The 21808-nt window shown below is 32.6% G+C and carries 19 protein-coding genes and 1 CRISPR repeat array; of the genes, 5 read left to right on the top strand and 14 right to left on the bottom strand.

The window, feature by feature from the left end; translation table 11 throughout:
• Nucleotides 1–117: 117 nt before the first annotated feature.
• Nucleotides 118–264, bottom strand: a complete 147-nt coding sequence (locus CDOMF_RS02175; protein WP_260952251.1) for a hypothetical protein — start codon at nucleotides 262–264, stop codon at nucleotides 118–120.
• Nucleotides 261–1274: a hypothetical protein gene (locus CDOMF_RS02170; protein ID WP_260952250.1), complete on the bottom strand. Its 1014-nt coding sequence runs from the start codon at nucleotides 1272–1274 to the stop codon at nucleotides 261–263. The genes CDOMF_RS02175 and CDOMF_RS02170 overlap by 4 nt, the downstream gene beginning before the upstream one ends.
• Nucleotides 1275–1965: 691 nt before the next feature.
• Here CDOMF_RS02170 and CDOMF_RS02165 point away from each other — a divergent pair.
• Nucleotides 1966–3126 carry a tyrosine-type recombinase/integrase gene (locus CDOMF_RS02165; RefSeq protein WP_260952249.1) on the top strand — a complete coding sequence of 387 codons (1161 nt, stop codon included), beginning with the start codon at nucleotides 1966–1968 and terminating at the stop codon, nucleotides 3124–3126.
• 141 nt (nucleotides 3127–3267) lie between these two features.
• Here CDOMF_RS02165 and CDOMF_RS02160 read toward each other — a convergent pair whose 3' ends face one another.
• Together CDOMF_RS02160 and CDOMF_RS02155 are read right to left on the bottom strand one after the other, a co-directional pair.
• Nucleotides 3268–4851 (bottom strand): type II toxin-antitoxin system HipA family toxin, encoded by a 1584-nt coding sequence (locus CDOMF_RS02160; RefSeq protein WP_260952248.1) that lies wholly within the window; start codon nucleotides 4849–4851, stop codon nucleotides 3268–3270.
• 486 nt (nucleotides 4852–5337) lie between these two features.
• Nucleotides 5338–5493, bottom strand: coding sequence for a hypothetical protein (locus CDOMF_RS02155; protein WP_260952247.1), 156 nt, complete (start codon nucleotides 5491–5493; stop codon nucleotides 5338–5340).
• Between the two features lie 111 nt (nucleotides 5494–5604).
• Between CDOMF_RS02155 and CDOMF_RS02150 the strand changes: the two genes are divergently transcribed.
• Complete coding sequence (locus tag CDOMF_RS02150; RefSeq protein ID WP_260952246.1) at nucleotides 5605–6564, top strand: helix-turn-helix transcriptional regulator; 960 nt, start codon at nucleotides 5605–5607, stop codon at nucleotides 6562–6564.
• Here the strand turns inward: CDOMF_RS02150 and CDOMF_RS02145 are convergent, their stop codons facing one another.
• The 4 genes from CDOMF_RS02145 to csx20 all read right to left on the bottom strand — a co-directional run bounded on the left by CDOMF_RS02145 (nucleotide 6565) and on the right by csx20 (nucleotide 9746).
• Nucleotides 6565–7248 carry a macro domain-containing protein gene (locus CDOMF_RS02145; protein ID WP_260952245.1) on the bottom strand — a complete coding sequence of 228 codons (684 nt, stop codon included), beginning with the start codon at nucleotides 7246–7248 and terminating at the stop codon, nucleotides 6565–6567.
• 8 nt (nucleotides 7249–7256) lie between these two features.
• Nucleotides 7257–7877 (bottom strand): DUF4433 domain-containing protein, encoded by a 621-nt coding sequence (locus tag CDOMF_RS02140; RefSeq protein WP_260952244.1) that lies wholly within the window; start codon nucleotides 7875–7877, stop codon nucleotides 7257–7259.
• 69 nt (nucleotides 7878–7946) lie between these two features.
• Nucleotides 7947–9269 carry a CRISPR-associated DxTHG motif protein gene (locus CDOMF_RS02135; protein WP_260952243.1) on the bottom strand — a complete coding sequence of 441 codons (1323 nt, stop codon included), beginning with the start codon at nucleotides 9267–9269 and terminating at the stop codon, nucleotides 7947–7949.
• A 102-nt stretch (nucleotides 9270–9371) separates the two neighbouring features.
• Entirely contained in the window at nucleotides 9372–9746 is a 375-nt protein-coding gene (gene csx20, locus CDOMF_RS02130; RefSeq protein WP_260952242.1) for a CRISPR-associated protein Csx20, read from the bottom strand.
• A gap of 123 nt (nucleotides 9747–9869) precedes the next feature.
• Here csx20 and cas6 (CDOMF_RS02125) point away from each other — a divergent pair, with 123 nt between their 5' ends.
• The 3 genes from cas6 (CDOMF_RS02125) to cas2 are packed head-to-tail and all read left to right on the top strand — an operon-like array spanning nucleotide 9870 to nucleotide 13156.
• On the top strand, nucleotides 9870–10682 hold the full coding sequence (gene cas6, locus CDOMF_RS02125) for a CRISPR system precrRNA processing endoribonuclease RAMP protein Cas6 (protein WP_260952241.1): 813 nt from the start codon (nucleotides 9870–9872) through the stop codon (nucleotides 10680–10682).
• Between the two features lie 9 nt (nucleotides 10683–10691).
• Nucleotides 10692–12887 carry a CRISPR-associated endonuclease Cas1 gene (gene cas1 / locus CDOMF_RS02120; protein WP_260952240.1) on the top strand — a complete coding sequence of 732 codons (2196 nt, stop codon included), beginning with the start codon at nucleotides 10692–10694 and terminating at the stop codon, nucleotides 12885–12887.
• Nucleotides 12884–13156 (top strand): CRISPR-associated endonuclease Cas2, encoded by a 273-nt coding sequence (gene cas2 / locus CDOMF_RS02115; protein WP_260952239.1) that lies wholly within the window; start codon nucleotides 12884–12886, stop codon nucleotides 13154–13156. The genes cas1 and cas2 overlap by 4 nt, the downstream gene beginning before the upstream one ends.
• 430 nt (nucleotides 13157–13586) lie before the next feature.
• Nucleotides 13587–15518: direct repeats of the CRISPR family, unit length 37 nt; unit sequence ATTTAACTCGAGTCTCCCCGCTTTAGGGGATTGAAAC.
• A gap of 824 nt (nucleotides 15519–16342) precedes the next feature.
• Here the strand turns inward: cas2 and CDOMF_RS02110 are convergent.
• Genes CDOMF_RS02110 through cas6 (CDOMF_RS02085) form a run of 6 tightly spaced genes read right to left on the bottom strand, consistent with a single transcriptional unit; the run spans nucleotide 16343 to nucleotide 21711 of the window.
• Entirely contained in the window at nucleotides 16343–17485 is a 1143-nt protein-coding gene (locus CDOMF_RS02110) for a hypothetical protein (protein ID WP_260952238.1), read from the bottom strand.
• 1 nt (nucleotide 17486) lies between these two features.
• Nucleotides 17487–18395, bottom strand: coding sequence for a type III-A CRISPR-associated RAMP protein Csm4 (gene csm4 / locus CDOMF_RS02105; protein WP_260952237.1), 909 nt, complete (start codon nucleotides 18393–18395; stop codon nucleotides 17487–17489).
• The gene (csm3, locus tag CDOMF_RS02100; RefSeq protein WP_260952236.1) at nucleotides 18392–19063 is read right to left on the bottom strand and encodes a type III-A CRISPR-associated RAMP protein Csm3; all 672 of its coding nucleotides are present in this window, start codon (nucleotides 19061–19063) and stop codon (nucleotides 18392–18394) included. Before csm3 ends, csm4 begins: the two co-directional genes overlap by 4 nt.
• Nucleotides 19060–19437 carry a type III-A CRISPR-associated protein Csm2 gene (gene csm2 / locus CDOMF_RS02095; RefSeq protein WP_260952235.1) on the bottom strand — a complete coding sequence of 126 codons (378 nt, stop codon included), beginning with the start codon at nucleotides 19435–19437 and terminating at the stop codon, nucleotides 19060–19062. Before csm2 ends, csm3 begins: the two co-directional genes overlap by 4 nt.
• Nucleotides 19434–20897: a type III-A CRISPR-associated protein Cas10/Csm1 gene (gene cas10, locus CDOMF_RS02090; RefSeq protein ID WP_260952234.1), complete on the bottom strand. Its 1464-nt coding sequence runs from the start codon at nucleotides 20895–20897 to the stop codon at nucleotides 19434–19436. Before cas10 ends, csm2 begins: the two co-directional genes overlap by 4 nt.
• On the bottom strand, nucleotides 20890–21711 hold the full coding sequence (gene cas6 / locus CDOMF_RS02085; protein ID WP_260952233.1) for a CRISPR system precrRNA processing endoribonuclease RAMP protein Cas6: 822 nt from the start codon (nucleotides 21709–21711) through the stop codon (nucleotides 20890–20892). The genes cas10 and cas6 (CDOMF_RS02085) overlap by 8 nt, the downstream gene beginning before the upstream one ends.
• Between the last annotated feature and the right edge of the window lie 97 nt (nucleotides 21712–21808).

The raw sequence follows: 21808 nt of genomic DNA, 5'->3' as shown, positions 1-21808 counted from the left end.
CAAAATTAAAATTAACATAGAAACTGTAAATTTGGGTTTTATTTTTAATAATCTAAAGATCACTATAAAAAATAATAAGTAAAGAGGATAGACTAAAATCATAAAACACCTTCTATACTAAAAACGTCTTTTGCTTTTACATCTGTTACAAAGACAATTGTCAAATGCACCTATCTGTGTACCAGTGGCATCTTCAGTTTTAAATTCTTTATACCCCGCCCAAGCTAGCTCAGCATAAGTCTTTAACACTTCAAACTTTCTCATCTCTTATCCTTTCTAAAGAATTCTGTTATTAGTTTAGTATTGCACTCTTCTAAATGATACTTCTTACCACCGTCACAGCGGGTTGAAGATATTCTTGATTGACTACCAACTGCTTTTATAAGACTCTCTACCATTATGCCTTTATATCTAACCATAATATATATATTATCCGCCAATATCTTACCTGTGTTTCTATCTTTTATAATTCCTCCATAGTTAAATTCTATCCCGAGTAAATTATCAAATACAGTTGTTATATTAGGTTTAAGTTCCATTGGACGACTATGAGGATCTTGGGTTAAAATCTCAATAGGAGCTATCTCATCTTCTGAAATTTCTTTACGGGCTATACATTTATCTTTGTAGATCTCTTTGAGACTTTTCATTGTTTCAGATATATAACTAAATACTCTTCGCGGAGCATAATCATCTGTATCATTTCTATCTTGTATCAGTAGTTTTATCTCTTCAAATATTTGCTTCTCACTTTTTTGGTTTGAATGTAGTTCGTTAAAAAATACATTTACCTCTTGATATGTTACTTTTTCATCTTGAAAAAATTCAATAAGATCTATGTTTGCAGACATATGACAGTTTTTTGATGTATTGTTATCAAGATAAAATCTGAAATACTTACCGTTATAAGCCTCATTATCGCTTTTAACTTTATAATCTATATAGTCTAAACTACCATTCATTAGCATTTTAAAGGCTATATCTTCGGTTGCATTATAGCCTGTATGTTGATTTAAAACAGGAAAGCCTTGAGTAGTAGTTCTTTCTCCTGAATAATAAGCATTTATACTAGGCTCGTCATAGATATTTATCTTGGCATATACATAGCCATAAGCATGAAATATAGTCGAGACTATCATACCGTCTCCAAAAAAGACTAAAAACCATATAAGAAGCGCTCTTAGCTTACGTATACCTTTAGGAATGATTATAGCCATAAAGAAAGTTACGATAAGAAGTATTAGGATTATAAAAAAAGGAGTTGCGGAATGCATATTAGTCCTTTAAAAAGTTATATGCAAAATTAAATTAAACATAAAAAGCTTTTTACGATAGTAATATTTTATTACTGACAACTTTAATGAAGTCTTAAAGTATGCAATCTAGTCTTGTGACAAACAGAGATAAACTCAAGATATATTGATAGCCATATATAGTGATAAATTATAACTGACTTTATAAGTCCATCGTTTGGATTAGAACCAGCAACTAAAAAGTAAACAATAGTTTTATTTAAACAATAGATATCAATACAACTGTCTTATAATAGATTTAATATAAAAGTGTGTCGCTAAGAGTATAAAGCGTAGCGACACAAATTCGACACACTTTTTTTCGGAATAGAATAGAATCAATAAGAAATTTAAGGAAAAAATAAGAAAAATTTAAGCAAAAATAGATCAAAAATCAAAGAAAAATAGTTGATTATGAGCTCGTATTTAAGGCTTTTTAAGAACTTTTTGGAAAGAAAAAGAATAAAACGGAAAAATAAAGAAAAAAATAGAACCAAAAGGAAATGGCTCCGGATGCTGGATTCAAAAATATATAATTCTTAAATACCCCAAAATACTCTATAAATCCCTAAAATACGCTATTTAATAGCTTAAGCATATTCTAAGTTACACTAGAATATCATGCATTTTTACAAATTTTGGGAACAAATAGGGAACAAATTTAGGGGATATTATGGCAGGAAAACTTAAAAATTACAACTTGTCGTTCGGGGTAAATAAATACCCCGGAATTTTCTTTAATAATCTAGCTAACGGCGACGTGGTTTTTTATATGAGAGTTACACTTGAGGGTAAAAAGGCAAACGTCAAAATCGGATCGAAATCCGAAGGCGTAAATATAACCTACGCGTATAACAAAAAGAAAGAATTCGACGCCAAACAAAGAAACGGAGAGCTTCCCGATAGCATATCTAAAAAAATAGTAGCCAAAAACAACAAAAACTCGCTTAAATTTGATGAGATCGCAGATGCCTTTTTTAACTACAAGCTAGAAAAAGAACCTGATAACGCTACAAACATAAAAGAGCAAAGACGAGATTATGAGATTTACCACAAGGATAAATTAGGCAGTCTAGCTACGACTCAGATCACTCCTGAAATGATAAACGAGCATCATAAGGATATTTCGCAGATGGTATCTCCTAAAACTAAACGCAAACTGTCACAATCTAGGATAAACGCTATAATGGGTATCGCTAGGACGATTTTTAACCATGCCATAAAGAATGATCTCATAAGTCACATTAGCCCATACAAGATAGAGCTAAAAAAACCAAACAATAAACGAGAGAGATTTTTAGAGCTTATAGAGATAGAGCTTTTACGTAAAGAAGTAGCAGCCAAAGAAGATTTTGCCTTAGAGCTGTTCGTTGAACTTGCGCTTTGTACAGGTGCTAGATTAGAAGGGGTTTTAAATATTAAGAAAAAGGATTTGTCACTTTCGACTAAGTCAGTTACTATTAGCGATTTTAAAACAAAGAGCACATATACTGGATTTTTAAGCAAAAGAGCATTAGAAATGATAAATCAAATTTATACCACCATATCTCCTAACGACTTTTTAGTAAATAAACCCAAAGCCACTATTCAAAATGTTTTACAACCACTTTTAAATAAGCTTTTTAATCAAAATTTAGATATAAGCGACGCAACCAATAGAGTAGTTATTCATACCCTTAGGCATACGTTCGCTTCGCATCTTGCTATAAAAGGCACTCCGATACTAACGATAAAAAAGCTAATGAACCACTCGGATATCAATCATACTCTAAGATACGCGAAACTAATGCCAGATAGTGGAAGAGAGATGGTGGAGGCTTTGTATGAGTATTAAACGAACTTAAAACTAGGCAACAAATTTAGTAACTATTCAAAATATCTTGTAACTACCTTTAAATAAGCTTTTTAATCAAAACAATGACTACCTTATCTTAATTGGAAAAATTTAAATAGTTTAAAATTTTGCATGACATAACTAATCATCAATACCTAACTTCTCAAACCAACCATTTCTTTTTAGAGTCTCGCATCTTTGTTCAAAGTGCCTCATCATCACTTCTGAAAGCGTAGTTTTAGCCTTTATATTTATCCTTTTGTCCTCAGCGTTGGCTCTATCTTTTTTGTAAAAGTCCAGCCCGTCAAGCTTTTCTAGTTTTTTGATATACTTGGGCATCTTTTTTATGTAGATTTCTACTATATTTTTAGCCGACTTATTAAACTTAGCTCTATCAACCTTAGCTCTTTTTACTATTTCCATAAAGTCGTTATATCTTATATTTGTCTGCTTGCCGTTTATACTTAAATGCGACTCGTAGTTTTTGATACCCTCATAAAAGCCGGTGCAAGCGATATCATAAAGAGGGGCTAGTAAAATTTTGCCATTATCGTAAATAACCGATATGTTTTTCGTATGCATATCCTCGTGTCTAATAAGAAAGGAATAAAAAAAATACTCAATCATTCTTAGTCTATCATCACTGTTTGGCAGTATCTTAGCCGCCATATCAAATAATTTTTCAGATGAGGCTTTATATTTACTCTCACTACTTAACCCCATAAATGTAGAAAACTCTTTTCGTTGAAATTTATAAGCGCCAATCCTATCAAAATACTTGATAAAGTAGTGATACTCTCTATCCTGCTCTCTTTTAAACACTCCGCTCATAGGCACATCAAAGCCTAACTCGTTTTTTGCAAAGCTCATATGCAAATGTTCGTTTATAGCAATATGCGGGAAGTAGTAGTCGCTGTTTTCATCGGCTTTTAGTGTATCGTATGGCTTGATAAAAAACTTCGCATTATCTTCATTTTTAGCCACTCGTATTGTATTGTCCTTTACCACTACTTGAAGTTTATGCTGATAGCCTGATAAACTCATAGTTCTTACATGCTTTATATCTTCGCTATCGCTCATAAATTTACTTGGGAAAAGCGATACATCATCTATATCCACATCGTATTTTAGAATATTGGGAAAAGTATTAGTACCTAAAATTTTATCCTTCCCGGAAAGATAACTTTGAGGCTTTATCTCACGACCAAATTCCAAAGCACTTGGCGAAAATATAAGATCGTTCTTGCTATAGTCATTATGCAGTAGCAAGAAAAACTCTGTAGCATTACCGGCTTTATCTATTAATATCTTTCTATCTATTCCCTCAGGTAGCGACTCCTCAAAATCCACAAAGCAACTCTTACTCGTATAAATTTTAAAATCAATCGGCATCTCAAATTTAACGCCATATCTACCACCAAGTAAAAAATCCGTATCATACGCAAAGTAGTAGTTCTCGTAATCATAGCCCAAATAGCCTATTAAAATTTGGTTTTGGTAAATAAATAGGCGATGCTCAAAATTAGAATACTCGTCTGAAATTTCATAAGCCGTACTTGAAGCCTGCCCTATCACTCTTATTCGCTTTAGCTCGCTTAGCTTTTTTAGCTCATTCTGGATGGTTCTTTTTGATAATCTCTGAATATTATTTTCTATCTGTAATCTTGTAAGTAATGTATTGCTATTTTTTAGAATTCTTACTATTTCTAGAGATACTTGATTCATCCTATATCCTTAATACAATATTAATTATATGCGTGAGCTGCACGAGAAGTATAGATCAAATATTATTAATATATTCTTAAGCATATGCACTATTTGCACGATATAGCAATCAACAAACTAGCTTAAAAAAATGAAATCTACACAGTGAAATAAGCATAAAAATTTTATCTATCGATATAGTTTTAGCACCATAGTGCTAAAACTTACTTAGCACTATCGATTAGATAGTGCTGTAAGGTCTTGCCAGACGGGCTATGAATTATATTATATTAGATACTATAAAAATATTATTAAATATAGCAATAAAACAAAAATATAAAAAACAAGTAGATATAAAATTTTATGATTTTAAAATATAATAAAATATAAGAATAAATATTTTGTTTCGTTGAGTGAATTATAAGACAACATGTGGACATATTGTGTATAATTCTTAAAAACCTTCAAACAAACCATGAACTTAAATTCACAGCTTGCATGAGCCAACTATTTGGAAGTTGGCTTCATGCGAAACGTGCCCTTAGTGGTTTGAACTTTAGTGTAGCCACCAAAGCTTTGACCGACTTTTTGATGAGCGCGAGCAGATGAGTATGATCTGCCAGAGCATGATTTTGAATAAGAACGAGAATAACATTTTGCCATTTTGGACCCCTTTGTGTTGAATTATTTTGTTTCGTTGAGTGAATTATAAGACAACATGTGGACATATTGTGTATAATCTATAAAAAACTTTAAAATATAAAGGACAAAACAATGGACGCTCAGACCAGGATACTATGGCTACTTAAAAAACTAAACCGTGGCGAGATAATTGACACCGCACAAGATGAGCTATGGATAAATGAAAAAGATGACAAACCAAGGCTTAACTATAAAACCGTAAGACGTGACTTTGAAGCAATAAAAAATGTATTTAATGAAATAGAGATAAAACGAACAGAGTCTGGTTGTTATCAGGCGATTAATACTAATTTGCTAGATGATTTGCTTGACGAAAGAAAAAGAAATGTTTTAAAAATAATCTATGCAATGCTAGACAAAAACTCTCAAAAATTCAATGACAATAGTAAAAAAACTGCAATATCTCAAATGCTAAATGAATCATTTGGTGTTTATGACTTTATCACAAGCCCGATCGAGACGGAGCTAGACAAGAACGTCATAAAAACACTAGAAGATGCGATACGCTACCGCAAAAAACTTGCGATTGAATACACTCCGACAAATAAAACTGATCGCAAAAAATTTAAAGAAGTAAAGCCGTATAAGATTTTACTAATCAATGAAAATTTATATCTGGCAAATACAAACAACGAGTATGATTTTTCACTTTTTAGGATAGCTGGGATAACAAATTTGGAGGTTGTTAAAGGTGAAACGTTTAATCACGACTATAATATCGATGATTTTATAAAAAGTATCCAGACGCCGTTTGCTGTTTTTTCGCATAAGTGGAAGACGTCACTAGTGGAGGTGCGCCTTGAGATCAGCCCGAAAAAGGCCTTTTTGTTTGAGAGAAAAAACTTTTTTCAGTCGCAAAAAATCATAGAGCGCAAGCCAGACGGGGCGATCGTAGTTAGCTACCATTTTAGCGATCTTAAAGAGATAGAGTTTTTTATTATGGAATTTTTGGGATACATTAAAATTTTAGCTCCAATGGAGCTAAAACAAAAGATTATAAAAAAGATAGAAGAAGGTAAAAATTTACTCTAGCTAAAATAGTCTTTTGGGCATGCCTTTAACTATCTTAAAACATGCCTCAAGGGACTTGTCGCCTATGCCAGGAGCCCTTAGCAAAGAGCTTAGCGAGTGATATAGTCCGCTATCTATCGCATCTTTTATGGCTTGAAATCTTATATTTTTTATATCCATGGCTTTGGCTTGTCTTTTGAGTTCATCTATATCGAAATTTAGTGCAAATTCATCATACAAATCATCGCTTGCGCTCTCATTAAATTCCCAAATTTCACACTCTATTTCTAAAGGCTCTAGAAATTCCATCATCAAATTTATAACTTCTTCTTTATCAAGACCACCATTTGATGTACCAAGCAGTGGAAATGCGATGTGGTTGATGTTTTTGCTCGCATAAGTATTCACAAATTTTTCTAGACCGGCTTTTATGTAGCTCATTTTAGATGGGTCTTTCCAGTGCTTTTTAGTCGGGAAATTTAGCACCTGTCGCCCATCGTTTGCTTTATATAGCCATAGTTTTCCTATTTCTATTTTATTTGGGTTGCCTTCACCGCAAAGCTCGACATATCGTGAGAACATCTCAGGATAGCGCAACCTAAACTCATAGGCTATGCCGGCACCCATAACGCCTACGCAGTTGATAGTATTTACTATAGTGCCTGCTTTGGTGTTAAATATATTTCCATGTTTTAGTGTTACCATTTTTACCCTTAGAAAAATTTAGCTGGATCAACTATGACGTTGATATTATACATTTTAAGATCGCCAGCCAGTTGATCTTCGATAGTTTTTTTGCATACCCGATCTTTAACATATATAGAACATATATAGCGACTATAGACGACATCATCTATCAAAATTTCTGCCATCATTTTTTGCTTAATATCATCATATCTAACGCCATTATTACACCATCTTTCAGAAAAAACATCATTAAAATTTATAAAATTTGGATTTTGCAAGTCAGGCAAGTATCTGCTAAATTTAGCTTCATCTGCAGATGCATTGCGATCAGAGATTAAAAAACCATTGCGATGATCTTTGATAACCCGAACATCAAGCCCCAAAATGACAACACGAGCATTGTTTCTATTTTTATAAAGCATGGCATTGCGTGGGTTAAAATAAAAAGGGACATAGTCGTGGATTTTACGTCCATATATACGCTCAACCCTTTCGCGTCTTGCGTTAACCTCTTGGTTACTGATATCTACTTGTTTGTAGGTGTTGTAGTGATTTTGCAAGCCATGTAATAAAATGTTTTTTAAATTATTATAGTCCGTCATATGAAAAATTTCGCTCATACCGTCTAAGAAAGCTTGGTTGCTCATTATAATCTCCGTTATTTTTTCGGAGATTATAAGGGACATTATAGACATATAGTGTCTAAAAATATTAAATTATAGGCTTTCTTGTATATTTATAAAATTATGATATCTATCAAACAGCTTTTTTATCTCTTGTTTAATATGACTAAATTCTTCTTCGCTAATATTTCCGTGCGCGAAGTCATTGCGCAAATCATCTAACTGCTTATGATATTTAGCCAGTTCGTTACTCGAACCAAATTTTGTATTTATGACCAGTCTAATATCTTTTATATCTGTTTTTGAAAGTTCGAGATACTTCAAATTTTTCATAGTCCTGCCGACAAAGTCATCATCGGTCTCGTGCGCTCTAGTTTTTAACGACTGAATAAAAAAATTGCTTATAAGATAATTTTTACGCACACCCATTTTAGAGCATTCATCTAAAATTTTATTAAATATGAAAGGGATATTTTTTTCAAATACGCTAACTATATAGCTATTCACGCTCTCAAACAAGAGCACTAGCGACTGCAGCAAATAACCCTTTTCAAACATATCTTTAGCTAATTTATATCTAAAAACATATGCACTATCGTCCCAGTCGCATATTTTGCTTAGCTTCTCTTTTAAATTTTTAGCTCTTGATATAAGAGCGACATCATCTATCTTATCAAGCTCTTTTATCAACTCACCATGCGAGCTTTTCAGCTTTGCTATATTGAGACTTAATATATTATGCGAAAACGCATTTAAAGCATTTACCAGCGACTCAAATTTCTTTGTTTTTATGTGCTGCGCTAGAGTATAGTTTTGCGAAAAAGCCGCGATCACAAAGGCGATGTTGGCGATATCTAGGTATTGCCTCAGATCTATTATCTCATATAGTTTAAATTTTTCTATCTCTTTAGCAAATAAAATTTGATCTATTTGGGAGACATTTGAGAAATTTTGTATAAGTAGATCGACTAGCGCTAGCAATGGCAGATGACGGAAGCCATGTGTCACATCAAAAACTATTCTACCGACTCCGCTTTTTACTAGATCATCTATCGCTCTTTCAAATATCTCAAACAAAGCCTCAAAATTTTTCTCATCTACTATCTTATAATCATCGTTAAAATTTATCTCAAAATTCGCATACTGTGCCACGACGGCTTCATTAAACTCCCTAGCTTCGGCAGTATATATAGGCACTATATTTTCTGCACCAAATTTATCTGCGAGCAACGGCAATGTATTAAAAAACTCTTGTGATTTATCAAGGTTCTCACCAGCAAAATAATACTTAGCGCAACCTTCGGTTTTAATGTTATCTTTTTGACCTTGTATGCCAAGTATCGTGATGACGGCAGTTTTGTCGTTATTTTTTTTGATTTGAGGCGAATTTGCTTTCTTTACTATATTAAGCGGCATTGGATTCCTTTAAATTTAACAACTTTACGGTATTTGCAGTGATATAAATTATCTCTTTTTACAACTTGCGTTTTGCTTAATAAATTAACAATGGGCCTATTTTTATAAGTATTCCCTAAATTTCTCGTGTTTAAATTGGCGCCTCGTAACTGATTTTCCATCTATTATGAGCTCTTGAACTATGCGCTTAGTGGTAGCATAGATAGTCTTTAGCCCGATATTTTTGGCAAAATTTATCATATTATAAGTGGCACCAAAATCCCCCTGCACCAACAAAACATCGCCATACTTAGCTTCTAGCATCAACTCCTTTTTATATACATTTAAGGCATCTACTATATTTTCGTCCGATGGATTTATGCTAGACCACGCATCATCTGCGATATTTACTATGCTTTCTATACCAAATACCTTTAATGCTTGATCTTTTTGCTCTTCGGTTAAATCATGATTTATGAGCAAAAACATTTTTTTCATTTTTATTTCTCCCTTTAAAATTCTATTTTTATAAAATCAGTACAAGATACTATCCAATCCTCTGGACGCAATATGACAAAAATAAAAGTAAATCAGTAGTATAATTCTATAAAGGAAACCTAGATGCTCAAATATATCGTAATAGAGGTAAAAGGTATTAGCATAAAGCCCCTGTATTCATTTACAGGGTCAACTATACGTGGAGTTTTTGGTCGAGGACTTAGATACGTCTGCTGCCCATACGTAAATGGAGAGTGTAAACAATGTGAAATTTATGACTCTTGTGTATATTATGAGTTTTTTGAAAACTTACAAATAACTCCAAATTTCAAACTTGATATTCTATTAAATTCAAATTCTTTTGATTTTAAAATTTTTCTTTTCGAACACGCCACAAACTATGTTAAGCAGGTTTTGATAGCTATAAAAAATATGGCAGAAATAGGTTTTGGCGTAGATCGAAAACCATTTCAATTTAAACAGTTACTGCTAAATTCTAACAATATTACTAAATACAACATACAAGATATCAATCACGATACATTAACCTTTACACCTAAACTAACAGCAGGCGACTACCATATCACAACTTTAACACCCATTCGAATGAAGCAAAATGCTAAATTTATTAGATCCCACATGGACTTTAAGCTCTTTATTCATCAGATAGCAATGAGATTTGCCACTATCGTAAATAAGCCAATAATAAAGCATGAAGCTGCATTTGAGCATATCGAGCAAAACTTTAACTACTATAATATCACCAGATACTCAAATCGTCAAGAATGCAAAATGGACCTTAGCGGCGTAATGGGACAAGTTACCGTTTATAAATTGGACGATTACTCTGCCAAGCTTTTAGAGCTGGCCACTATAATCAATGTAGGCAAAAGCACAACATTTGGATTAGGTAAAATTGATGTAAAACGAATATAAAGGAAGTATGTGTTTACATTAAATCTTGAGGATATTTTTAATCAAACTTCATTTAATCATGCACTAAAAAAACTAAAACACACCTCTATCGGACTAGATGGACTAAACATAGAAGATATATACAATGAAAAATTCTTTAATGATTTAAAAATAGAGATACTTAGCTGTAGGTATTCTCCGACACCTGTTAAGCAGTATATGGTACCAAAAGAAGATAAAAATGAATTTAGACATCTGTCAGTCCCATCACTTAAAGATAAGCTAGTTCAAAACATTCTAGCTTTAGAACTCTCGAGATATTTTGATCAAAGCTTCTCCAATTGCTCTTATGCTTACAGACCCAATAAATCTTATAAAAATGCCATATTTCGCGCAAGAGATTTTTTCAAAATTCATAGCTATATCATCAAAACCGACATAAAAAATTTTTTCGATAATATAGATCATGAAATCTTAATCAAAATTTTACAACAAAATATTACTGACTCACGCATCATTAGACTTATCAAGCTTTGGATAAGTAATGGCGAATTTTCTAAATTCAACTACTCACACCATAACAAAGGGGTGCATCAAGGAGATGTATTAAGCCCTCTACTATCTAACATATATCTTAATCAAATGGATACATTCTTACACAAAAAATCCATAGATTTTGTCCGATATGCGGATGATTTTGTTATGTTTGCGGACAATGAGCAAGAAGCACAAAGCATACTTGATGATCTTAAAAATTTTTTAGCCATAATCAAACTAACTCTAAATGATACTAAAACTGCCATCTACGATAAGAATACCGACTTTACTTTTTTGGGCGTGAATTTTAAAGGCGAATATTTGAGTATATCTGATGAAAAATTTTCATCAACTCTTAAAAAATTATCCGATCAAATAAACACACACGACATCAAAGATGCTATTACTCGCCTAAATAACTACATATCACATCTAAGAACTATCAAGCTCTCATTGTTTTCACAATCTCAAAAAGATAGTTTTATGCGTTACTTTGATGAAACAATTACAAATTTAGTTAGAAAATTTGTAAAAACTATAGATAAACAAAATATTGCAAATGCTTTAGCAGAGCTTGAATTTGCCTATCATATAAACCAAACTCTAAAAAAGAAAAAACTAATTTCATACTACAAAAACGCCAAACTCCCGCGTGTAAAATCCGTAAACAATGCCTTAGAAACTAAAAAACGAGAATATATAAGAAATTTCTCTCACAATAGCATCTTGCACATTACTACGCCATTCTTATTTTTAGGCTTATCGTGTGGTAAATTTATCCTCAGACAAAACGGAAAGATAACTCATAAATTTCCTATCAATCAAATTACTCAAATAATAATAAACACACAAATTTCACTAAGTTCAGCCATAATTAAAGAGTGCTGTAAAAAACAGATTGCTATAGATTTCATAGACGAAAAAACAAATCTTAGCTATGCTACTTTATTTACTCCAAATCAAGCCATACCAAAAAACACTACTCTGCAAATTTCTTTATTAAAAACTAAAAAATCTATCAAAATAGCCCAACAATTCATTTTTGGAAAGCTAAAAAACCAGATAAACTATTTAAAGTATCTAAACAAATACCACAAAGAACTAACGCCTTACATAGAAACGATGCAAGAAATTTTAAAAAATAAGATTTTAGAAACAACTAATATTAATGAACTTATGGGTTTTGAAGGTTCGGCCGCCAACGCCTATTGGCAAGCCATTTCAGTCGCTATTGGTCACAAATTCAACTTTACCGGTCGCATAACACAAGGTGCGACTGACGTTGTCAATTCATCATTAAACTATGGTTACGCGATACTTTACTCTAAAATTTTAAAATCAATCGTAGCAACAGGATTGTCGCCCCATGTATCGTATTTGCATGCGCTTAACGAACAAAAGCCGACACTAGCTTTTGATCTCATAGAAGAATTTAGAACTTTTATAGTAGATCGCACAATTATCTCAATGGTAAATAAAAATGAGCCGTTTGAAATATCAGAAGGTATGCTTTCTATAAAAACACGCCAAAACATTACCAAAAATATAAACGAGAGATTTTTTGCTTATACACGTTATCGAAGTGAAGAAATAAGAGGAGAAGATATCATATTGCGCCAAGCATACGCCCTAAAACACTCTATTGTGGATAATCAAAAGTACAAGCCATTTATTGGGAGATTTCAATGAATTTGGTCGTCTGCTATGATGTAAGATCGACAAAACGTCGCAATAAAGTTGCTACTACTCTTGAAGCTTACGGAATCCGCGCTAACTATTCAGTTTTTGAACTGGATATCAAAGACAAGGATTTTGATATCATCAAAGCCAAGCTTAATAGTCTCATCGATCAAAAAACTGACAAAATTCTATTTTACCGTTTATGTCGTACTTGTGTGGCAAAAAGCGAGAGCTTAGGTGACGGTAAAATTTTTAGCCCTCTTGATACTTATATATAACAACATTTTTGCATTTTTTGATTTTCGAACTTTTCCAAATTTAAAAATTCGCCATTTAGCGCGTTTGCGTTCTATATAAAGTTTCTAAAAGTTAGAAAATATCAAATTCTGCTGTCCCGAAAGAATAGATTTTCGAACTTTTGAAATTTCAGTATTATGCAAGTCCTTATTTTAGGTCTTTTATAAACTTTAAAACAACTTAAAGTTAGAAAACCTATCAGTTTTTATTTTTTGCTAATGCTTTTTCGAACTTTTTTTATTTTAAAAACACCTAGTTTTAGCCATTTTAAGCCGGATTTAGCACAAAAACTTTAAAATTTAGATTTGAATTTTAGATAGATTCTCGAACTTTTCACGCTTTTGTGTTATAATCGCACTCAAATCAGTTCTTTTACAACTCATTGTCAATTTTTAATGCGTTGTCTAGGCTATTTAACTCGAGTCTCCCCGCTTTAGGGGATTGAAACTAAGCTGTCAAGCCATTTTAACCCTATTTTAGGAATTATTTAACTCGAGTCTCCCCGCTTTAGGGGATTGAAACCTTCTTCTTCTTTGCTGTGGTTTGGAAGACTATCAAGCCACATTTAACTCGAGTCTCCCCGCTTTAGGGGATTGAAACTTCTTATTACCGCGACATCATGCTCCTGACCTTTACGGTCAGATTTAACTCGAGTCTCCCCGCTTTAGGGGATTGAAACTTTCTTCAATAGGTTGTCTAATACCGTCATCTAGACTATCAAATTTAACTCGAGTCTCCCCGCTTTAGGGGATTGAAACCTTTTATTAGGCGAATTCTACCTTTTCTTCGATTACTCTAATTTAACTCGAGTCTCCCCGCTTTAGGGGATTGAAACTTTGGAACTGGATTGAAGTAGTATATTCTACCATCCTTAATTTAACTCGAGTCTCCCCGCTTTAGGGGATTGAAACACACTTTAGCATCACGGCTTCTGATGTGACCAACAACTATTATTTAACTCGAGTCTCCCCGCTTTAGGGGATTGAAACTAGATGACCAACCAATATTTTGTTACCATCTTTTGTATTTAACTCGAGTCTCCCCGCTTTAGGGGATTGAAACAGTACAGCGACTTCATGCTCAACTTCTTTTTTATCAAATTTAACTCGAGTCTCCCCGCTTTAGGGGATTGAAACTTGTCTATAAGGTACTCTTTTTGTTCTTTCGCCATTATTTAACTCGAGTCTCCCCGCTTTAGGGGATTGAAACTTCACTACCGTTTTTAGCAGTAGCTACAACCTCTTTGTTATTTAACTCGAGTCTCCCCGCTTTAGGGGATTGAAACTTCATTACTTCATCGAAAGCTTGTTGTTGTTTTTTAATTTAACTCGAGTCTCCCCGCTTTAGGGGATTGAAACAAACTATCAATCCACTTGAGCCCAACAGGACCCAGTATTTAACTCGAGTCTCCCCGCTTTAGGGGATTGAAACGAGTTCTGTTAGAACTCTATATCATCTTCTTGAGATGATGTGATTTAACTCGAGTCTCCCCGCTTTAGGGGATTGAAACGGTTGGGCATCTTCTAGTTGGTCTACCCAACTATTGCCAAATTTAACTCGAGTCTCCCCGCTTTAGGGGATTGAAACAATCTTTTTGTGTTGCCATTTTATCCCTCCTATGGTTATTTAACTCGAGTCTCCCCGCTTTAGGGGATTGAAACCAAGCCACTTTAGGCCGATGGGGCCTAAAGTGTTAAGGTATAATATTTAACTCGAGTCTCCCCGCTTTAGGGGATTGAAACTTGTCACAAGCTTTTAAAAGCTTCTCAAACAAATATTTGATTTAACTCGAGTCTCCCCGCTTTAGGGGATTGAAACAAGAGGATATCACTCAATGTCTTCTCCTTTGTAAGATTATTTAACTCGAGTCTCCCCGCTTTAGGGGATTGAAACCTTTTAGTGGATTAAAGTAAAATATCCTTCCATCTCTAATTTAACTCGAGTCTCCCCGCTTTAGGGGATTGAAACCAAATAGAACATCTGACATTTGTCTTCTCCTTTCAAGATTTAACTCGAGTCTCCCCGCTTTAGGGGATTGAAACAACTTTGGGTATAGGGTTAAAATAGTATACCCTTCCATATTTAACTCGAGTCTCCCCGCTTTAGGGGATTGAAACGAAACAATAGTAAATCTATTCACCTTTTTCTTCCCCTCACATTTAACTCGAGTCTCCCCGCTTTAGGGGATTGAAACCAAACATTTTAGCTCGATATATAACTTCACCATTATTTAACTCGAGTCTCCCCGCTTTAGGGGATTGAAACAACTCATTAGTCTCCGTCCATACGAGGACATACATGTCCTCATTTAACTCGAGTCTCCCCGTTTTAGGGGATTGAACTTTTCTATATTGCCTATAATTTTGAAATCGAATTATAAATCAATCAAATAATTAATAAAATAAACTAGTTAATATGTATTTATTTTAAAAATGACAAATAGTGTCCATACGGTGTCTTATAATTCTCTCAATCAAAAAAACAGTTTTGCCCTTGAGTAACAAGCCTTGAGTGCAAACCTATCTTGTATTAAAATCAAAGAATATGAGATCTAATTATGTTTAATAATTTTGCTATTGATATAACAATTAGCGATATTAATATTCATGTTGAACGGTAGCAATCACCATTCAAATTCGTAACAATAGACTATAAAAGGGGTTTAATATGCCAATTATTTTAATCTTAGAGGCTGTCGCTCAAGCGACTATCGAGTTTTATGTCCCCAAAAAGGCTATCGATACTTTACTAGACTAAAAAGGGAGATAAAAAATGCCAATTATTTTAATAATACCTGCCATAGCTAATATAACCAAAATCGCGATATCTACATATACGATTTATAAAGTTGGGTCAAAAATTCAAAACGAGGTATCCAAATGAGACAAAGAGATTTCTTAGAGATTATAGAGACAACAGCTCCTGATATGACAATAATCAGAAGCTAATTCTCTTAGGTAGTTTAACAACTCATTATATAAATTTAGTAAAGATAAGAAAAAATGAAACTAAAACGACAAGTTAGAGATATAAATTTAATTGCACAAACAAAAAGATACATCAACTTAAAATCCAGAGTAACAACATCAAATAAAATATATTCCAGAAAGAAGCTTAAGCTTAATAAAAAATATTTGTTTGATGATTAAATTTATAGGACAAGCGCCCTATAAATTTATCTCTTCAATACTACAAAGCACCCAACCAAGTGGATTGTAATACATTTCATTATCTTTCTTAGCTGTTTCTACAAGCCATGCGGTGGTTTCTTCTTTTTCGGATTTATAGCCTATTTTTTTACCGTGATACACCTTGATATCTCTAATGCCTTCTACAGTAACAGCTCTAGCTCCGCTATGCTTGCCTATTCTAAGTAAAAACTCATTTGCTTTCAAGGATGTTTTATTAAACTCCCTGTAGGAATCGTAAAATTTATCACTTAAAACATCGCGTACCGCATCATCCTCATCAAACATTGATCTAAATATAGGCATATAGTGATTATTGCAAGATCTGATTATATCTTTTATGTCAAGAAATTTGCCACTTTTATCTTCCTTTGTGCTAAGACTTGCCTCAATCTCTTGACCGGAAACAATAGCTTCAAGTCTTGTACTTAGAGCGTAATTCGATTTAATCTCGTCATTTTTTAAATTTCTTTTTATATTAACAGTTCTGTATATTTTAGTCCTAGCTTCACTAGAATCACCTACTAAAAATAATCTAAACGGGTTGGCAGAATTAGTACTCATGAGTTTTGTTTTTACATCTTTTTCATAATCAGCATTTTCACTAAGCATTTCTTGATATGCAGTAGATATGGCACCTTTTAATGAACTGCCAGGTATGACTCCTTGATGCTTTCCATTTGGCATGGTGTAGCATTTTTGTATCAGAAGCTGATTTAAAACTTCTTTTTGGTTATAGTTTTTACCACCCTCTTTTTGTACTGCTTTGCCTATTTTTTCAGTATATTCTTTGAAAATTTCATCGCTTACTCTAATTCTTTTTATGCTTGCTTTTCTTGCAATTTCTTTGTTTTTAATGATAAATTTTTGCAAATTTAAAATCTCTTTTGTGTCAGTTTGACTTATTAACTTTGTAAATTCTTGTTTATCGATATTGCTTAAATTAGAATAAAATTTTGTTTCATCAAAAGCAAATAAAAAATTTGCTGACTTCTTTTCACCTTTTATGATATCTTCAACTCTATCCATTACATAATTAATAGGTTCATAGCAATCTCCGGTGCCGATATGAACAGGACTTATTGATTTTATTTTTAATTTGTAGTGCTTTACAAAACTCATTTTAATCTCCTATTAACTTTATCGGTAAAACTATTGAATAGCCCTGATGAATAGTGTCTTTTTGCTCTGAGTGTCCCGTAATCATTTTGCCAATAAATTTTATGTCGCGATTTTCTTTAAACACAACAACGGCGCCTGTGTTGGCCAAAAGGAGTGGAGACTTTTCAAATTTACCGCTACTTGCCAAATATCCACCATGCTTGCCAAATCTAGTAAATGGCTCATAAAAGCACTCTTTTGTATCGCCAATACCTTGTAAAACACAAGGACTAAGAGTCATAAAAGCCTTGCTGCTACTCCATTGCAATATCTCTGCAAAATCGCTTATCTCAAATCTGCCTTTACCTATGCTTGCATTTTTACCATATCCGATCTGTCCTATCAGGCAAATAGCCTCTTTGAGTTCTGCTAAGCCAAATTTGTTATCATCCAGAAGGATGTAAATATCTTGTGGTGGCAATACAAACTCAAGTTCGCTATAAGGGTCATCAGCAGTAAAAGAAGTGTAATTTATAATATTTTTTGTAATGATTTCAGCTTTTTCTTTGTAAGTTTCAAAACCTTTTTCTTTTAAAATTTCACCAACTTCATCAGCTGTTTTTGCTTGTGAAAATTTAGAATTAATCAAATTTTCATAACTAATCCAAAGCTTCTTTCTATTTTCCTTCTTGAAATCTTTATTTTCACCCAACATTTGGCTAGGCATAGTAGGTTTTGGTAAAAAACCGCTCAAAAAACCATCAGAGACTATTAAAAATGGATTTTTATCATAATCTTTTATAAGTTTCTTTAACTTCTCTTCACCAAATTTATACCTTATAGCCCAGCAAAGCATACCAAAAAAGGTATCGCCTTTTAACTGTGTCGCAAACGACGATACAGGCATTAAGGTTGTTTTATATAATTTCATAACTCATTCCAGTTGTTTTTGTTGCTAAATTCTATTCTTCCGTACCCACGAGAACCACTTCCGCCAAGATAATCTCTTTCAAGCAAAGTCATTGCACGCTCTATTAAAGTAAAAAACTCGGCTTTATCATCATTGTCAATCGTCTTTAGTTTTATATCATATTCAAATTCTATACCTGCCGAAACTCGCTCTGTTTGACGTGGATTGCTTGCTGTTCCTTTTACCCTGTCTATTACGTTTTCATATTTTCCTTCGGTTAGTTTCAAAGCACCGACTTTAGCCTTATTACGAATATCTTGTGTTAAAGGGCAGTCTGAAAAACTAATGCGAGTTATGCCAAATTTATTGGCTTGCGTATCACTGTCTCCAAAAATTTTTAATAAATTTTCTGCATTTTTTCTTTCAGACTCTGGAACTAGACCTAAAAATTTAGCTGAAAAAGGCTTGCCTCTGCTTTGATCATCGCTAATATTAACAAGACGCAAATCCCACTCAAGCAAACTTCTCATCTTGCCTTTTAATGAACTACCTGGTATATAAGGCTCTTTTGAGTTTATTTGCTTAATTACCTGATTGTCTATACCACCTATTTTCATAGTATCATCACCACCGCCTATATGAAGTCCGCTTAAAAGCTTTATTTGACCTTTTAACTCATAAATTTTCATCTTTTATCCTTTTTGCTTTTACTAAAACCTAAAACAGCTTCAAAAAATAATTTAAAAACTTCTAGCTTTTCTTTGCTATCAACTTGCCTAACACAATCATTTATCATACCAACAAAAGCATCATTTGCATGTTTGCGCTCTTTTGCGTAACTCACTTTTGAATTGAGCATCTTGACAAACGGTAAAATCTCATTAAAATCTTTCTCTGCCATTAAAGAGCGATCATAAAGTTCTAAAACAGAGTCGTAAAATTTTCTCATTTGAGTAGTATTAGTCTCAGGCTTAGCACTTGCTATGCTATCTGCCATAGCTTCAGCCGTCTTATTAAATAACTCAATATCTTTTTTGTAGTCAAGCACAAATTCAACTTTCATCTCTCTCTCCTTTTGTAAATAAACTCACATATACTCATTTTTGTCTCCTCAGGATTATTTTCTATATTATCGTTCAATACATAAATTAAACTTTCTGGAGCATCCGGTAAGTTTCTATTTAAACTGTATACCAGCTTTGATCTCCATAGAGCGTTTCTTATATCTTTTGTAATACTCTTACGCATATTACAAACTTCAAGAAGTCTATATAAAAACGCCATAGTGACATCGGTCATACTCAACTTCTCCAACTCATTGTTTATGATTTTGAATACTTCTTTGTAATCACTCCATCTGGAAGTTTCACCAAACATAGTTATAGCATCTTTTACTTTTTGATTTCTTTCAAATTTTTTAGATCTATCCAAAAGCTCTTCACTAATATTTGATAAATAACTTATTGGAGTTGATGATTTAGCCAGTGCTATCCCAAAGGATATACTAAGCCCATTATTCTTGATAAATTTTTTAAATTCACTCTCTATAAATCTAGATAGCTCTAAAACTTCATTCCATGCACCAATTAGCAATAAGTCATCTCCGCCAGCAAAAATAATATAAGTATGCGGGAATTTTTCTTTCATAATACGCGGGATATGGATAGAGAAAAAACTATCCAAAGTCTTTGAAAATAGATCGAAATTATCAAAACTATGAGTTATGTTGCTATTTTTTATAAAGACACCCATTCCGTCAACATCTGCTTTTAATACAGCTATAGCCTCAGCTCCTATAGAATTTCGTGCCAGCGTATTAAAATCCACAATCTCTAAATTATCTTTAAAAATATATGATTTAATTCTCTCATCCAATACAATATCGCAAACAAATCCATTAAGTTCTATTTCTAGCTCATTTGATTTATATGTTTGCACTCCATCTGCTACTAATTTAGAGCCTAAGCTTACAAAATTTATATCTATTTTTTGATCCAGTACAATAGTGTCTAAATTTGGTAGATCAAATTTTTTTAATTTAGCCTCTTCAAAAAGATCCGACATACTCTCTCTTAAGCGTCCATAGGCTACTTTATCCTGAAAATCATTCTTGCAACAACCTATGCAAACTAAGCTTATGCCAGAACTGGCACAAAAATTTTTAATGAAATATCTTTCAATATCTTTTTTAATTTGCTTAAATTTTTCAGTATCAAACTTATGAAGTAAAATTTCAAATTTACCAGCACTTATGCTAATTATATGATTTGAATCAATACCAAAAATATGACATATATAATTAGCCGCAAATTGTGTAAAAATTTGAACATAAGCCGACCTTGCACGCAATACTTTAGCCGCTGACTTACTCTGCAAATCATTAAATATAAATTGCTGTATACCGTAAAAATCACCAGCTACAATATACATATCATTCTTTAGCAATGAATCAATATTAACACTCTTAAAAGTTGTTTGTAGCCACTCAAAGCTCTCATCGAAATACTCATTAAACTTACTCATTATCTTCCTTTATTACTATTTTTCCAAGTCCAAAAGTACAGTTTTTACCAACGCCCAGCAACTCTCCTAGTTTTAATATTTCATAGGTCTTTATATCTACATTTTTAATAGATAAATAACCCATGATACCACTAAAATTCATCCCTGAATCACGTACAGATTGTTTTTTAATAATATTTTTATAATATAAATTTTTGCTTACTACTTCAATGTTTGTTTTAAAATGTTCAAATTTATTGCATTTAAATATTTCATTACATTTTCTACATATTGATTGAATGATATCGTCTAAAATAAGGTCATCAGGATATAAAATTTTATTATTTCTTTTTAATTTAAGTGGTGTAGCTAATTCAATTTTGATATTACCTAAAAACTCTTTGACATCAAAAATTTTTGTATACTCTTTTGGTAGTGATATAGAATTATCAGATATAATATCTTGACCGTTTACTAACATATGAAAATTTTTAACAGTAGTTTTTCTTTTTCCGATACGACTTTTTGTAAGCATAAGATAGACAGCCAAAGCAACATAAGGAAGTTTTAGTGCGGAATTGTTAAACAAATATATGTTAAAGTTGTAACTTTTGCTTCCTAATGAAAAATCTATACGAAAATCACGATAGTTTTTCTTGTGTTCAAAAAACTGGCAATAAAGACATTCACAGCTATTCAGTTTGAATTTTTGTTTAATACAACAAACTTCTTTTAAAAAGCGAGCAAATTTTTTATAAATATATAACCCAATAAAAAACGGTGCATCTTCATTAATATCAAACAATACAGATATTTTAGAATACTGAATTAACATATTTCTACTTTAAAGTAATAATAAAAAATAAGATTAATCTAATATATAGAATTATACTATAAAAATAGTGTATACTATATGACCAAAACTCAAATAT

Source organism: Campylobacter sp. RM16187, assembly GCF_025319965.1.
Classification (GTDB): Bacteria; Campylobacterota; Campylobacteria; order Campylobacterales; family Campylobacteraceae; genus Campylobacter_A.
Note: the sequence above shows the minus strand (reverse complement) of the source record. Positions and strands in the feature narration are given on the sequence as shown.